Genomic DNA, 16138 nt, shown 5'->3' on the forward strand with positions numbered 1-16138 from the left:
TAACATATTAGATTTCAAAATCTTTTTTTAACTTTTCTAGTTTTGTGTTCTCCATAACTATAGTTAAACTATGCATAGCCCTTGTAGCTGCTACGTACAAAAGTTTTATATTTATAGGCTCTAGAGTATACTCTTCATCAAAATTTACTATTATAACACTATCAAACTCCAGCCCTTTTGCTATATTAGATGGAACTATCATTACTCCAGCGGAATAATTCTGGTTTTCTTTTAATAATATCCTTTCAGGTATTTCCTTTGAAAGTAGTTTGTAGAGTATTTCTGCATCTTTATAGGATTTTGTTATAAGAGCTATTGATTTGTATCCTTTATCTCTTCCCTCATTTACTCTTGATTTAATTATATCTACGGCTTCTTCTTTATCATTAAATCCTAATATCTCAGGGCTATCTCCATGTCTAATTACTGGATTTGCAAGCACTAGGTCTTTAATGTCTGATTTTTTTATTATCTTATTGGCAAAGTCCATTATCTCAATAGTAGTCCTATAACTTTGCTTTAAAATAGTATATCCTGAATTTTCTCTATCAAATACAGTCCCGTAAAGGGAATCCCAGTTTTCTAATGATCTATATGAATGTATCCCTTGGGCAATATCTCCAAATAATGTGAACATCTCTGTGTTTAATATTTTTTTCAGTACATAAAGTTCAAGAAGACTATAATCTTGAGCTTCATCTATAACAACGCTTTTTATATCATATTTGTGATTTGACCCAGATATAAAATGCCTTATATATGCTAGTGGAGCTAGGTCTTCTCTTTCTATAAGGCCGTGACTTAAAAGTCCTAGAGTGTGTTTTGCTATTATTTGGATTTTCTCATTATCAAGGCTAAAATCCATATATTCTTTACCATGCAAAATGATTTTTAGATTTTCTAAGGTCATAATACTTTTATATACGTCTATGGCCTTCGGTATTTCAATTGATTTAATGTATTTTTTATCCAGAGTTTTAAGAAGATTTTCTGCTTCTTTAAACTTCTCGTCCCTTTCATACATTGCACTCTTATATGTTTCTCTTCTTTCTTTTTCTTCAAGGGTGCTAGTTCTTATATCTAAAAGCCTTCTTTCATACTTGTTTTCAAGAGCCTGCAAGAGCCTCTCTTTTTCGGATTTTAATTTATTTTTCAATATCTTTTGAAGCTCTTTTGGCCTTTTTTCGAGAGGCATATAAGAAAGTTCTTCTACAAATACCTCTTCTATCCTCTCTTTTGGTACTAGAACTTTGCCATAGATTTTAAAATCCTCATTTGGCAAAATAGATTTTGCTATGCTTCTCATTCTTGATTCTATATGCTTTCCTAAAAGGAACGATCCTTTGAATTTTGATACAGTAAATATTTCCTTGGCTTCCTTTTCTCTATCCAAAGATGAAATTATAGATAATTTGTCTTCTCCTTTATGGATAGTAACATGGTCTTTTATTAATGATTTAAAGAAATCAACTAAAGTAGCTTGCTTAACCCTTTCTACTCCAAGTTCAGGCAGAACTTCCGAAATATACGTCATAAAAAGATTATTGGGCGCTACGATAAGAAAGTTTTCTGGAATAAATACATTTTCATACCTATACATAAAATATGCTATCCTATGAAGAGCTATGGTTGTCTTACCACTTCCAGCTACACCTTGTACTATAAGGGGCTTGTTCATCTCTGCTCTTATTACCCTGTTTTGCTCAGCCTGTATAGTGGTTGCAATATCTTTTAACCTACTATCAGCACCCGCTTCAAGTGAAGCCTGCAAAAATGCATCATTAGTTGTCACATCTATATCCATTATATCTTTAAGCTCACCATTTTCTATAGAGTACTGCCTCTTTAGATACATTTCCCCTTTTATAGTATCTGTTTCTGTTTCGTAAGTATTTTCTCCAAGTCTTCCTTCGTAGTAAAGATTTGCTATAGGAGATCTCCAGTCTACTACAAGAGGTATGTCATCTTCCGCTCTTGAAAGGGAGATTTTTCCTATATACACCTTATCTATAGTTTCTTTTCCATCTTCCTTAAAATCAATTCTTGCAAAATACGGCTTATCTTTGTATCTTATTAGATGGTCAAAATTTCTCTCTGCTATTTCCAAAAACTTGGTGTTTACAAGGACATTTATATAACTTTGGCTGGAATCTAAATGATCTAGATTTTCCATAGCTTCTTTTATGTTTCCTTTATACGTGTTTTTATAATAATCTGTGGCATCTATAGTTGTCTTTATATATTCTTTAGTATACTCTAGTCTTTCTTTTTCAAACTTATAATCTTTGTGTTTCTTTACTGACATTTACCGCTCCTTTTTAGGCCATAAATTCATTTATATTATAATCTTCAAACTGCATATTATAAAGCTTACTGTATAACCCATTTTTTGCTATAAGCTCTTCATGATTGCCCTCTTCTTCTATACCATTTTGAGTAAGTACCAGTATTCTATCCGAGCTTCTTACAGTAGAGAGTCTATGGGCAATTATAAGGGTTGTCCTGTCCTTTGAAAGCTCCTTTAACGACCTTTGAATCACACGCTCAGATTCATTATCAAGTGCTGATGTTGCCTCATCAAGAATAAGTATAGGAGGATTTTTAAGGAAGATTCTAGCGATTGATAGTCTTTGCTTTTGACCACCTGAAAGCTTTACACCCTTTTCCCCTATATATGTGTCATATCCATTCTCAAGCTCCATTATAAATTCATGGGCATTTGCTTTTTTTGCAGCTGCTATTATTTCTTCGTCAGTAGCGTCTCTTTTCCCATAAGCTATATTTTCCTTCACATTTCCAGAAAACATAAACACATCCTGCTGAACTATCCCTATATTATTTCTAAGTGAGCTCATAGTCATATTTTTTATATCTATATTATCTATAGTTATAAAACCACTTGTGGTTTCATAAAACCTTGGTATAAGGCTCAGAAGAGTGGTTTTTCCAACTCCTGAAGGTCCAATAAGAGCTATTTGCTCTCCTTTTTTTATCCTTAGATTTAGATTTGATATAACTGCATTGTCCTGCTCATATGCAAACGTAACATTGTGAAGCTCTACTTCCCCTTCGAGCTTTCCGACATCTATAGCATCCTTTTTATCTTCTATATCAGGCTTTATGGCAAGAGTCTCTGCAAATCTTTCAAAACCACTCATTCCTTTTTGAAAGTTTTCTATAAGTGTCGAAAACCTTCTCACTGGCTGAAGAAATATCCCGACGTAAAGGAGAAATCCAATTATATCCCCTGCTGTAAGCTCTCCCATAAAATAAAGGTAGCCTCCATAGCCTAGTACAAATAGATTAATTAAGCCTGTAAAAAGTTCTATTCCAGAAAAGAACTCTGCCATTACTTTAAAAGCATCTTCCCTTGTAATTCTAAAATTCATGTTTCCTGTATCAAATTTCTCTTTTTCGTAATCTTCATTTGCAAATGCTTTTACAACTCTGATTCCAGATATAGAATCTTCCGCCTTTGCATTAACATCTGCTATTTTGGACCTCATCTCTTTAAAAGCTTTTTTCATTTTAATATTTTTCTTAAAGGAAAAATATATTAAAAAAGGTATAAGGGCAAAGGTTGCAAATGCAAGCTTCAAATTAATATTTGCCATTATTACAAATGAGCCAATTAGTGTTACGCTTGCAATAAAAAGATCCTCAGGGCCATGATGTGCAAGCTCTGAGATTTCATTAAGGTCGTTTACAAGCCTTGACATTATATGACCTTTTTTTGTGGAATCAAAATAAGTAAAGGACAGCTTTTGAATATGGTCAAATAAATCCTTTCTCATATCATATTCCATTCTAGTTCCCATAACATGTCCATAATAATTTACTATATAGTTTAGAAAATACTTTACTATATATAAAACCATCATAATACCTATTATAAATGTAAAAGTCCTCATATTGTTTTGAGGAAGTATTTCGTTTAAGGAATATCTTACTAAAAATGGAAATACAAGGTCTAGTCCAGCTGCCATAAAGGCGGCACTCATATCCAATATAAAAAGGTTTATATGAGGCTTATAGTATGTAATAAGTTTTTTAATCATTTAAGTCCCTGCCTTTTAGTTATATTTTCTTTGCAAAACATAGGCAGCCAAAAGGCTGCCTATTTAATATCAATTAGGAAAAATTCACTTTTCCCTATGCTTTTTATGGTAATCTTTCTATCATCAGATATTCTTATGGAGTCTCCTTCAAGAATAATATGACCATTTACTTCCATATGTCCTTTGAGAAGATATATGAAGGTCTTTCTTCCTTCTTCAGGTTTATGAACTAAATCTTTTGTCTTATCTAATTTAGCAATATAAAAATCAATATCCTGCCTTATCTTTGATATGCTATCAGTGTTTTTAGAAAGCACTTTTAGCATCCTATTACTGTAGTCTTCTTCTAATTTTATTTTTTGATAGCTAGGGTCTTGCTCTATATTACAAGGAGTGAACCAAAACTGAAGATACCTTAATGGCTTTTCTTTGCTAAAGTTTTTTTCGCTGTGATTTACACCTTTTCCTGTTCCAAGAAGTTGGAATTCCCCTTCATTTACTACTGATGATTTGTTTGAAAAGTCGTCAAAATGTTCTAGTTCTCCGTCCACTACATAGGTTAATATTTCTACTTCTGAGGTTGGGTGCAGATTGAATCCTTTTCCTGGAGAAAAAATTTCTTCATTGAATACTACCAGTTTTCCAAAATCGTTATTTTCATCATCATAATAATCTTGAAATGAAAAGGTTCTATAGCTTTTCATCCAGCCTCTATCTACAAAGTTCCTTTGCTGGGACGGTACAACTGTAATCATCGGCAACACTCCCATAAATATTTTATATATTTAGTTTATCATTTTTCACCTCTAATTACAAAGCCCTGACTTTAGTTTATCTAAGTTCATCCATATATTTTTCTGCATCCTTTGGACTCCATTCCCTTTTTACAAGAGGTGGCTTGTCTTTAATATGAGCTAGCATATCCATATAAGAAGGTCTATCTTGCTTATAGATTATTCCTATTGGAATCTTATCTCCCCATTCACTTGCTTTTTTAAGAGCCATTTCTTTATCATATGGATCATAACCTTCTTCCAATTTATATACTCTCTCTTTATACCATTTGAAGGTATTTACCTTGTTGAACGTAACGCAAGGCTGGAGTATATCAAGAAGTGCATACCCATTGTGAGATATTGCTGCCTTCATCATTTCTTTTAAATGCTCTTTATCTCCAGAGAAGCTTCTGGCTACAAAGCTCGCCCCCTGAGCTACTCCAAAAAATATAGGATTAAACTGATTAGCTATCACTCCATCAAGCTGCATACTAGTTTTTTGACCTACCGCAGTAGTTGGAGATCCTTGACCTTTTGTGAGTCCATATATTTGGTTATCATGAACAAAGTGAGATATATCAACATTTCTTCTAATATTATGAAGAAGATGATTTCCCCCTTCTCCATAGCTGTCTCCATCACCAGAGTCGATTATTACTTTAAGGTCTTTATTTGCCATTTTTATTGCTACAGCTGGGGGTACTGCCCTTCCATGAAGACCGTTGAAGCCATTGCAGTTTATATAATGGGGAGTCTTTGCTGCCTGTCCTATTCCAGAGGCTATTACAACATTGCTTGGATGAAGACCCATCTCTGAAAGAGACTCTTTTAAAGCATCCAATATAGAAAAATTCCCACAACCTGGGCACCATGCAATTTCATCATTTGATTTAAAAAGCTCTAATGGAATCATATCTTTACCTCCTCCTTGAATTTTTTTACTATTTCGCTTGGGGACATCTGTCTTCCATCGTATTTTAATATACTCTTATTGCAGTAAATCCCTGTTTCTTGACGTATCAGCTTTGCAAGCTGGCCTGTGTAATTCATTTCTATATTTATAATATTTTTGGCATTTTTAGAATATTTTTCAAGTTTTTGCTTTGGAAGGGGGTATATATCACCAAATACAAGAGCTCCCACTGAGCTGTTTTCATCTCTTAATCTTTCTACAGCTTCTCTAACTGGTCCCTCTAAAGAACCCCATGCTACTATAAGATTTTCTGGATTTTCATCCCCATAATATACAGGCTCTTCCAGCTCTTCCATAAGATAATTAAGCTTTCTCATCCTTTTATCCATCTGCTGGATTCTCACCTGAGAGGATTCTGTAATATGTCCGTTTTCATCATGCTCATCAGAATCTGCTAATACAAGGGCTTTTTCAAACTGTCCCGGAAGTAGTCTAGGGGACACTCCATTTTCTGTTAGTCTATATCTTTTATATTTTCCATCTATTATTGCATCCTCATCTGATATATGTCTTTCTATAGATATCTTTGAAAAATCATAAGGTTTTATAGTAATAGAGCTATCTGCGAGATACTGATCAGAAAGGATTATAATCAGCATCTGGTATTTGTCTGCAAGGTTAAGAGCCCTTGGAATTGTATAAAAAGCATGCTCTGGATTTCTAAGTGAAATTACCATTCTTGGGATTTCTCCATGTGAGGCCGTAAGAATAAAACTAAGATCTGACTGCTCAGTTCTTGTAGGAAGTCCTGTTGCAGGGCCAGGTCTTTGAACATTAAGGACTACAAGAGGAGTTTCTGTAATTCCTGCAAGGCCTAGTGCTTCCGTCATCAGAGAAAATCCTCCTCCAGATGTACCTGTCATAGCTCTAATCCCTGCATATGAAGCTCCAATTGCCATGTTTATAGCCGCTATTTCATCTTCCACCTGCTCTACTATAAGACCTGCATCATTTTGATGAGCAGAGAGATAACTCATGAAACTTGTCGATGGCGTCATAGGATAGGCACTATAGAAAGCCACTCCACCAGCCAAAGCTCCAAGTGCAGCGCCCCTTGCTCCATCGACCAATATAGAGTCCTTAAAAGATCCTTTTTTCAAACTAAAGCTTTGCTCCACGCTTTCGTATCCAAGATTAAGTGCCTTTTCATTTATTTTGTAGATTTCTCCCTCAAAATATTCCTTTAATACATCTGTTACCTCATTTGATATATCAAATCCAAAGAATTTAAGTACGGCTCCTAAAAGCACAGTCCCTTCTGTCCTCTGATTTCCAGCCTCCTTTGCCATTTCAGAAGATGCTATTGGAATTATCTTAATACTTTCCTCTTTTTCCTTTTCTTTTTCTCTCTCGAGTATTGATTTGTCTATAAATAGTTTTCCATTATCTTTTAGCCTATCAATATGAGTATTTAATGTTCTTTTATCAAGGGCTATTATCAAATCAAGGTCATCATCATGAGAATATATCTCTTCATCTGAAAATCTTATTTGAATAAAGTTGTGACCGCCCCTTATCCTACTCATATAGTCTTTGTTGGAAAAAACATAGTAACCTTTTCTTTTCATTATAAGCTCAAACATCTGAGATAAAGTATCCATCCCTTGACCTGCAGAGCCCCCTACTAGGACATTGTAATTCACAGCATTCACCTCTTTAATATTATTTGTATAATTTAAATTAACTCATAAGTTATTTTTCCCCAATTTAGTCTTTATTAAACCTATTGTCAGCTTTTTGACATATTTTTAAAAAAACTCATAAAAAAAGAGGTTTAGAAAATAGCATTTCATTTTCTAAATCTCTTTCTAATTTGCTTTATTTATTATTAAGACTATCAATAAGGCTTGCAATTATTGGAGAAATTATTTGCCCCACAGAATAATCAAGATAGTTAAATTCCTTAGTTCTCAAAGGAATAGTAATATATAAAACTCCTTTTTTTATTCCTGAACAAATAAGTGGAATAGATAGTACACTATCCCATTCAGGCATTCCAGTAAGTTCATCTATTTTAGACACCCTTTCCCAGTCAGCACTAAAAACTCCCTTTTCCTCATTATAAACAGAATCTGCAATTTCTATATTTAGTAGATGTTCAAAACCATGCTTAATTTTAAAGAGACCTTGCTTGGTTACCTTAATCATAGATGTTGCAATACTTTCAGAATATGATAGAATCATAAGATTTTCTGCTTCAAAATACTTTAATACATTTTGAAGATATCTTGTTATTTTTTCTTCATGTCCTGCACCGTTTTTTAGCATTTCAATTGATGTAATAAAAAGCTCAGATCTTTCTATATTATCACCAAGTATGCTACTTATTACTTCTTTTTCTTTTTTGTGATAATGCTCTTTATCATCAATATTCTCATTCCATATGCTTACTCTATTTCTTCCATCGTCTTTTGATTTATAAAGGGCAAGATCAGCTTTTTTAAGAAGTTCTTCCTCCCATAATCCCTGTTCTGGATATGAGGCTATTCCCATACTCACCGTTATTGATTTCCCCTCAGGGTCTTTCACTTGATTTTGAACCTTTTCTCTTAATCTATTGCATATTTTCAGAGCTTCATTCTTATTCACACCATCTAAAATTAAAACAAATTCTTCCCCTCCATATCTTGCAAACAAATCTTTAAATCTTATATTTTCTGATATGAGCTTGGAAAATTTTTGCAAAATCACATCTCCTACCCCATGACCAAAGGTATCATTGGTCATTTTGAATCTATCTATATCCATCATAACGAGAGAAAATATTTTGTCTTCTATGCTTGAGCTTTCTATTTCAGATCGTATATGCATATCAAAATACTGCCTGTTGTAAGCAGATGTCAGCTTGTCAATTGAGTATTTTAGGGACAGATTATGATTTTCTATAAAAACAGATAAAAGGCTTATAAATTTATAAATACCCTTACAGGCTTTATTTGTGAAATTATTTAAATAAAGCTTTGATTCAAGATAGATAAAGGCAAGGGGTTTTTTCCTAATATTCCTTCTTTCTCTCTCTTGAGGTCTTATATTGTTTTCGTAAATCGGAATACATATAAATCCTTTAGTATCTCCTGTTAAAAGCCTTTTATACATTTCCTTTGTGCTATATTCAAGTTCAGATACCACAAGCTCTCTCTCGATCCCCTCAGCCTGCATTATAATCTTTGCAAGATTGGCTCCTACACTGTCATAATTTATTGATGATATAATCTTAAACTGTTGATCTTGTTTTATAATGACAGCACCTTTGTCCGCCCATGTTATTCTCATTATATGTTCTAGCATAATCTCTATATTTGTTTCGTTAGAATTTTGAAGGTTTTCTATTAGAATATCTGTTGTAATTTCTTTTTCCTCTTCAAAGAGATTTGCAGAAACTAGCTTTTTGAAAATCTTATTTTCTATAAGATCTTGAAGCAATGTATTTTTAGTTATCAAGGAATTTATATTATCTGAAATATATTCCTTATTTTCTCTTATCTCAAGCACCCTACTATCAACTTCATCTATGTCGGACGCCTTTGATATACCTAAAAGTGTACATAGTATATCAATAACTGAGGTCCCTAAATAATTCTCAGACTTCACCTCAATATTTAAGCTTACTATAAATTCTTTAAGAATAACATATGCCTCAACTAGATAATTTGTTCCCATAAAGTAATTTTTATTTTCAATATAATAATTTCCTAGAAAATAACTAACTTGCCAATATAACCTTTTATCATATGTTTTTGAAATATTTTCAAGGATTTCTCTAAGACTTTTCTCTTTTTCATCACCATCTAGATTTATGGCTTTAAAGTAATTTAATATATTATCTGCTCGTTTATTTCCAGTTGGCTTATAGGCTTTTATAGCCCACCTTGTAAGTTCTACAATCTTTTTATCATTTTTTTTATATTTAAGAACCATAACTAAATCAGTGAGCTTTTTTAGTGCTACTGGATAATCTTTGAAGTTTTTGATGCTATCAACTATACCTTTAATGGCTTTATTTTGAGAACTCTTATTTGGGGCACTGTCAAGATTAAGATACCCTTCTAAAATATCTACCTCTATAGCTAGAGGTCCTTTAAAATAAGGTCTCTCAGTTTTTATTTTATTTATATAATACCTTGAAGTATTTTTGTCCCCAATGTATAGATTTACTTTTGCAAGGAGCTTATAGTAAAACAGCATGTATACTCCCTGATTTTCGTTTTTTCGCAATTCCTCTTTTGCTCTTTCCAAATACATCATGCTTTGTTCAAAATCAAAAGTCTCAAACATTATTGAGGCCATGTAAACATAATTATAAAAAACTAAATTTTGTTTTTTAAGGTAAGAGGATATTTCAAGAGATTTTTGAAAGGCTTTATAGGATTCTTCATAGTTTAAATCCCAAGCCAATACTTCTCCTAGATTGGCATATGCCACTGCCTTTCTTGAAAGCAGACTTTCTCGTTCTGCAATATCTCTTACCATACTGTAATATTCTATAGCCTTTTTATTATCAAGTCCGTACTCTGAGTAAAGGATGCCTAGGGAGTTATATATCCTAGCTATTCCTTCAAAATACCCTATCGCCCTAAAAAGTTCTAGAGCTTTCATATGAAATTTTTCTATTTCTCCATAAGTCTTTCCCAGTTCGTGGTATATCATTCCTTTAAAGAAGAGAAAGCTTCCTTTATGCTTTTTATAGTTGTCTTTACAAAGTTCTATGCCCTTCTCTGCATATTTAAGAGATTCATCATGATTTTGAGTTTCTATAAGATAGACTACTTTTCCAAGTATATAATCCAGTTCACCTTTTTTGTAATAATGCTTTTTTAAATATTTTTCTATTGCATTTAACATAATATAGGCTTTATCAAGCTCGTTAACCTCTGTATAAAGATCTGCCAGCTTGTTCATAGATCTAAGGATAATCTTGTGATTTTTGGATACAACCCCTTCATTTAAAGATTTTTTGTAAAACAAAATTGCTTCTTCAATCCTTCCTTCTTTGAGAAAGGCACTTGCTGCTTTTTGATAGGAGATTATCTTAAGGTTACTCTTTCCTGAAAGTAAGGCATAATAAATGGAATCCTTATAATATTCAAGCCCTTCTTTTTTTGAGCCAGAGTCTATATACTCCTTTGCCATCTTTCCTGAATATATACTGGCACTCCCGTAATTCTTTGAAGCCACAAGATGAAATACAAGTTCATCCAATAAGTTACCCTTAATATCTTTTGACATACTTAATATATAGTCCACCAAAAACTTATGAGTTGTTATTTTTTCCTCATTATCTATAGATTCATAAACGGTTTTTTTAAGGGTTTTGTCTGCAAATTCGTATAAATATCCTGTGTCATCAAAATTTCTCTGAATAAGACCACTTTTCACTAAATCCTCAAGAATTGAGATTATATCAGTAAATTTAAAGCTTTTTCTAATAAATAACGCAAGGTCCTCTGCAGAGGATGGATTTTTAAGGACAGATATACTTTTTAAGATATTTGTCTGATCTTTATTTAATCCAAGGGAGCTTATGTCAAGCTCATACTGATTAAAATCAAGAAGTAACTCTTCATAAAGCTTATTGTCAAAATGCCAAATTCCCATATCATCCATAGTAAGAATTTTTTTAGAAAGTATGATAGAAATAGCCGATTTTATTTTCCCTGGATTACCAAAGGTATCCTTATATATTCTTACAGCTAAATCAACAGGTGCGCTCCTCATTCCTAAAATATCTTGAATAAATATGGAGGTTTCCTGTATATCAAAGTCTTCTAAAATAAATGTATTTTTCGAGCTAATATCAATATTTGAATTTATATCCGCTGAGTATATAAGTATGATTCTTTCATTTTCGACTTTAGAGTATATCATGTACTTTAATATTTCAATGGAATCAATGTCATCTTCCTTGAGATTATCAATGATTATTGCAGTTATTTCATCTTCTATGGATTTTTTAATAAATGAGTTTATCTGAGCATAGGATGCGAAATCAGAAGTCTTACATCCTCCATTTATAAGATAGTTTTTTACTTTATCAAATTTACTTATATACCCATAGCCTTTCTCATCTAGAATCTTACTCACTATAGGTATCATCGATTTATTTTTGAGTATTGGCCTGTCCTCTTCAAAGCTTGCAAATATATCCACACCTTTTAGAGAAAGAGTCTTTCTTAAGTGTCTAAGTATTTTTGTTTTTCCAGATCCTCTGCTTCCTTTAATTTCGTGAATATATACTCCTTTATCGTTGTTTTGAATTTTTTCTAGAGTTTCTAATATAGAGTTTTTCACTACTTCTCTTCCAACAATATCTGGCTCTTGCTTTATATAAATTTCTTTATCTTCAAAAATACAATCTACTTTCCTTTCAAAATATAAGCTCATGTCTTTAAATATGTCACATATAGAATCATATCTGTCTTTTGAACTATAAGCCTTCATTTTAGAAATAATCTTATCCATACCACTTGGTAATTTTTCTTTATTTACTCTACTTTTTATAACTATTTCAAAAAAAGCTCCTAAGGAATATATATCTGTTTTTATGGAGGGTTTATCACCTATAAATAATTCAGGAGCCTTGTAAATCAAGTCATTTTGCCAAGTCTTGTGGTTTGTTCCTGATTCCATAAAAACTGTTAAGATATCTTTTAGTTTTATATGTCCTAATTTGTCGACATATATAGATTTTTCATCTAAAAATTCATAAACTGTCCCTCTTTTATGGATTAAATCTATTATTTTAAGAATATTACAAAAATCCTCTATAAGGCTTTCACTACTCTGATTTTTTGCGTAGTCAATATATTTCATTTCATACTCAAAAAACTCGGTGATGTAGTAATAGTCTACCTTCTTTACTATTTTCCTATCCACAGAGTAAATCATATCCAGTTCTATATCTTTCACCAAAAATGGATGGGATATAGAAGAGTATTTGTAAAATCTTTTGAATCCTCTCTCAATTATATTTTGAGGAACTATCTGAGAGTTTACTATATACATATAGTAAACCTTATCATTATCCAAAAGATCCCTGACCTTATAACAGGATACGAGTCTATTTGTATATTCAGTTTGTAGTATCCGGTATCTATTGTTTATAAGTTCCATAATATCTCCTTGATACAAATATTTTGATATTTACTTTAATAAATCGAGGGATAATTCTCTTGTTTAAGGTATAAAAATTTCAATAGCTTTTTCGAGAACCTTTACATTCATCGGAAGGCTTGGCCCTTTTTCACCGTCGATACTTATGTTAATAGTTTCATCACAATATATATCAAATTCATTTCCCTTTAAAACAATTATTTTATCACTGTTTATTTTATTTTCATTTTTGAGTATACTAAAAAAAAGATTTGCAAGCTCTATAGGATTAGACTCCTTTACGAGGATAAGCTCCATTTCCCCATCCGATATATCTATAGTAGACTTTGAAAGTACATTACTAAAATTCCCTAGATGAGTTCCATTTAAGACAACCACGAGGTGAGCTTTTTCTTTATATAATTTTTCCTTTGTCCTTATCTCTATATCATAGGACTTAATATTTGCAACTTCACTCATAGCTTTAAAATAATATGCAAATGGTCCTATTTTTTGTTTGAGATCAAGGTCAGCATTGAAAGACGCTTCTACAAAAATTCCTCCTGCAAGACTTGAGAGAAACACGTATTTGTCATTTACAATACCTACATCTACTTTTGCAGTTTTTCCTTTAGAAATAACATCTATAGACTCAAATAAATCTTCAGGCATTCCAATATTATGGGTAAAGTTATTGCAGGTACCTGTTCCTAAAGTGGCAAAAGGTTTATTGATTTTTTCGTTAATTATTATTTTGCTTATTGTTCCTAAGGTCCCATCTCCTCCTGAAGCTATAATCATATCATGCTTTGAATCCTTAATTATGGTTTTTAACTCTTCGTTTTCCTTGCTAATCCTATATATCTCTAAAAAAATGTTATTCTTTTGAAATCTCTCTACGATTTTATCGAGTTCTCTTGGAACTCTTCTATTTCCAGCAATAGGATTGTAAATAAAAAGTGCACGTCTCATATTCCCCATCCTTTATCTAGTATCTCCTAAGTCTGTGTATAAAGTTAATTACTGTGTCAATATCTGATTTTGAAATATAATAATGACAAACAAATCTCATCATATTATCTTCTTCTGGATTTATTTTTATTCCTTCCTTAAGGAAGGCTTCTTGGGTCATTTTGCCTTTGAGCCTATTATCTGTTATGTTAAAAAACACCATATTGATGTCGAGATTGTCTTTGAGGACTTCTATGCCTTGTATTTTTGAAAGCTCTTCAGCCATATATTTTGCATTTTCATGATCTTCAACGAGTCTAAGCCTCATCTCCTTTAAAGCTATAAGACCAGCTGCCCCCAATATTCCAGCTTGTCTCATTCCTCCCCCCATAAGCTTTCTTTTCTTTCTAGCCTTTTTGATAAACTCTTCGTCCCCCACAAGCATAGAACCTACAGGTGCACATAATCCCTTTGAAAGACAAAACATAGCACTATCCACATATTTTAATACTTCACTTACCTCTTCTTTCATTGATAAGGCAGCATTGAAAAGCCTTGCTCCATCCATATGAACCTTTAATCCCGCCTCTTTTGCCACCATATGAAGCTCTTTCATATAATCAAGGGAAAGGACAGTCCCATCAGAATATGCATTTTCTATACATATAAGCCCAGTCTCTGGGTAGTGAATATCATCTACATATCTAATGGCCTTCTTCACTTTATCTATATCCATTTTTCCATTTACAGACTCAATTGCTCTTAGCTGTACCCCTGCTATTACAGATGCTCCTCCAACCTCATGGGCAACAATATGACAGTCATGGGGCAGGATTACCTCTTCCCCCCTATTGCAGTGGGTAAAAAGAGCAAGCTGATTTGCAAAGGTACCACTTGGAGTGAAAAGAGCCGCTTCTTTTCCTGTAAGCTTTGCAGTGTACTCTTCAAGAAGTTTTATTGTAGGATCATCTTCATAAACATCATCACCAACAAGTGCCTCTGCCATGGCAGTTCTCATCCTATCTGTGGGCTCAGTAACTGTATCACTTCTCAAATCTATAAATTTCATAAAATACTCCCCTCTCATTTCTTGCTTATATAATATATCTTACTAGTCAAATACACTTAATGATACATAAATTTGAACTAATCCTTTTATAATTACAGATTATTTAGTTTTTTAAGGGCACTTCCTCCAAGATAATTGAAATATGAACCTTGGACTATTTCTTGTTCATCCATATATTCTTCTATCATATCTCGAATTTTCCACCAAGATATCCCATAATTACAAAAAAGACTATCCTCCTTTGGAGCTCTACCTACTATCCTATGAATCACTATCTGAGGGTTTAGATATCCTAAAAATAAAGCTGTTTTTTTAACGTAGTCGGATACATCCTTTAGATCAAGCTCTCCCTTTAGGTAATCATCCCCCATTACTGTATTTTTAACAATATATAGAGAATGAAGCTTTACTCCATCCACCTTTAAAGCAGAGAGTATTTTTGCCCCTTCTATAACATCATCCTCGTCATCATAAGGAAGGTTAAGTATCATGTGGGCTACAACCTCAAAGTCATAAGTTTTTATGAGATTTACCGCTTCAATAAACTCAGCCAAGGTATGACCTCTATTTATTTTTTTTAGTGTTTTATGATTAATGCTTTGGAGTCCTAGCTCGATTGTTATTTCTACACCTTCTCGTATTTTAATTTCCTTTAAAACATCCAGATAGCTTTTATTTATAGCATCTGGTCTAGTGGATATAGATACTTCCACCACATCTTCTCTTATACTATCTTTGATAAAAGCTTCAAATTCAGAGATAGGAAGATATGTATTAGTAAAATTTTGAAAATATGCTATGAATTTTTTTGCTTTATATTTTTTTCCTATATACTCTATATTTTGCTCCAGCTGATTTTTTACAGTCATAGAGTTTGAAAGAGATTCAAAACCTGTACCTACATCTGCACAAAACGTACACCCTCCCTTTCCAAGATTTCCATCTCTATTGGGACACGTCACGGGAAGATTTATTGGTATCCTGTAAACTTTCTCTTTATATTTATTCTTTAAATAAGAAGAATAGATCTTATATCTAATTTTTTCCAAATCATCACTACTTTCTTAAAATATATCTATTAGAACTATATTATCTCAAAAATTTAATATTTAATCTATAATTTCATTTTTTATACCCAATTTAAGCAATAATATTAAGTCTAAATATTGACAATCGGATTCTTATATCGTAATATTACAATATAATAAATTCTAGGAGGCTT

General features: G+C 32.4%; 9 protein-coding genes. All 9 read right to left on the bottom strand.

The window, feature by feature from the left end; all coding sequences use genetic code 11:
• Nucleotides 1–7 precede the first annotated feature (7 nt).
• The 9 genes from helD to J2Z35_RS01900 all read right to left on the bottom strand — a co-directional run bounded on the left by helD (nt 8) and on the right by J2Z35_RS01900 (nt 15956).
• Nucleotides 8–2305, bottom strand: coding sequence for an RNA polymerase recycling motor HelD (helD, locus tag J2Z35_RS01860; RefSeq protein WP_209658777.1), 2298 nt, complete (start codon nt 2303–2305; stop codon nt 8–10).
• Nucleotides 2306–2318: 13 nt separating this feature from the next.
• The gene (locus J2Z35_RS01865; protein WP_209658779.1) at nt 2319–4058 is read right to left on the bottom strand and encodes an ABC transporter ATP-binding protein; all 1740 of its coding nucleotides are present in this window, start codon (nt 4056–4058) and stop codon (nt 2319–2321) included.
• A 59-nt stretch (nt 4059–4117) separates the two neighbouring features.
• Complete coding sequence (locus tag J2Z35_RS01870) at nt 4118–4813, bottom strand: pirin family protein (protein WP_209658782.1); 696 nt, start codon at nt 4811–4813, stop codon at nt 4118–4120.
• Nucleotides 4814–4889: 76 nt separating this feature from the next.
• Nucleotides 4890–5747 carry a 2-oxoacid:ferredoxin oxidoreductase subunit beta gene (locus J2Z35_RS01875; protein ID WP_209658783.1) on the bottom strand — a complete coding sequence of 286 codons (858 nt, stop codon included), beginning with the start codon at nt 5745–5747 and terminating at the stop codon, nt 4890–4892.
• Nucleotides 5744–7450 carry a 2-oxoacid:acceptor oxidoreductase subunit alpha gene (locus J2Z35_RS01880; protein ID WP_209658786.1) on the bottom strand — a complete coding sequence of 569 codons (1707 nt, stop codon included), beginning with the start codon at nt 7448–7450 and terminating at the stop codon, nt 5744–5746. Before J2Z35_RS01880 ends, J2Z35_RS01875 begins: the two co-directional genes overlap by 4 nt.
• A gap of 175 nt (nt 7451–7625) precedes the next feature.
• Nucleotides 7626–12917 carry a diguanylate cyclase gene (locus J2Z35_RS01885; RefSeq protein ID WP_209658788.1) on the bottom strand — a complete coding sequence of 1764 codons (5292 nt, stop codon included), beginning with the start codon at nt 12915–12917 and terminating at the stop codon, nt 7626–7628.
• 63 nt (nt 12918–12980) lie between these two features.
• Nucleotides 12981–13868: a YegS/Rv2252/BmrU family lipid kinase gene (locus J2Z35_RS01890; protein WP_209658790.1), complete on the bottom strand. Its 888-nt coding sequence runs from the start codon at nt 13866–13868 to the stop codon at nt 12981–12983.
• 16 nt (nt 13869–13884) lie between these two features.
• Nucleotides 13885–14916, bottom strand: coding sequence for a low-specificity L-threonine aldolase (ltaE, locus tag J2Z35_RS01895; protein ID WP_209658792.1), 1032 nt, complete (start codon nt 14914–14916; stop codon nt 13885–13887).
• 92 nt (nt 14917–15008) lie between these two features.
• On the bottom strand, nt 15009–15956 hold the full coding sequence (locus tag J2Z35_RS01900) for a TIGR01212 family radical SAM protein (RefSeq protein ID WP_209658831.1): 948 nt from the start codon (nt 15954–15956) through the stop codon (nt 15009–15011).
• Between the last annotated feature and the right edge of the window lie 182 nt (nt 15957–16138).

Origin of the sequence: Acetoanaerobium pronyense (assembly GCF_017874355.1) — a bacterium.
GTDB classification, from domain to species: domain Bacteria; phylum Bacillota; class Clostridia; order Peptostreptococcales; family Filifactoraceae; genus Acetoanaerobium; species Acetoanaerobium pronyense.

Excerpts from the sequence above, each read along its gene's own strand:
- helD (WP_209658777.1), bottom strand. The coding sequence starts at position 2,305 with ATGTCAGTAAAGAAACACAAAGATTATAAGTTTGAAAAAGAAAGACTA.
- J2Z35_RS01865 (WP_209658779.1), bottom strand. The coding sequence starts at position 4,058 with ATGATTAAAAAACTTATTACATACTATAAGCCTCATATAAACCTTTTT.
- J2Z35_RS01870 (WP_209658782.1), bottom strand. The coding sequence starts at position 4,813 with ATGATTACAGTTGTACCGTCCCAGCAAAGGAACTTTGTAGATAGAGGC.
- J2Z35_RS01875 (WP_209658783.1), bottom strand. The coding sequence starts at position 5,747 with ATGATTCCATTAGAGCTTTTTAAATCAAATGATGAAATTGCATGGTGC.
- J2Z35_RS01885 (WP_209658788.1), bottom strand. The coding sequence starts at position 12,917 with ATGGAACTTATAAACAATAGATACCGGATACTACAAACTGAATATACA.
- J2Z35_RS01890 (WP_209658790.1), bottom strand. The coding sequence starts at position 13,868 with ATGAGACGTGCACTTTTTATTTACAATCCTATTGCTGGAAATAGAAGA.
- ltaE (WP_209658792.1), bottom strand. The coding sequence starts at position 14,916 with ATGAAATTTATAGATTTGAGAAGTGATACAGTTACTGAGCCCACAGAT.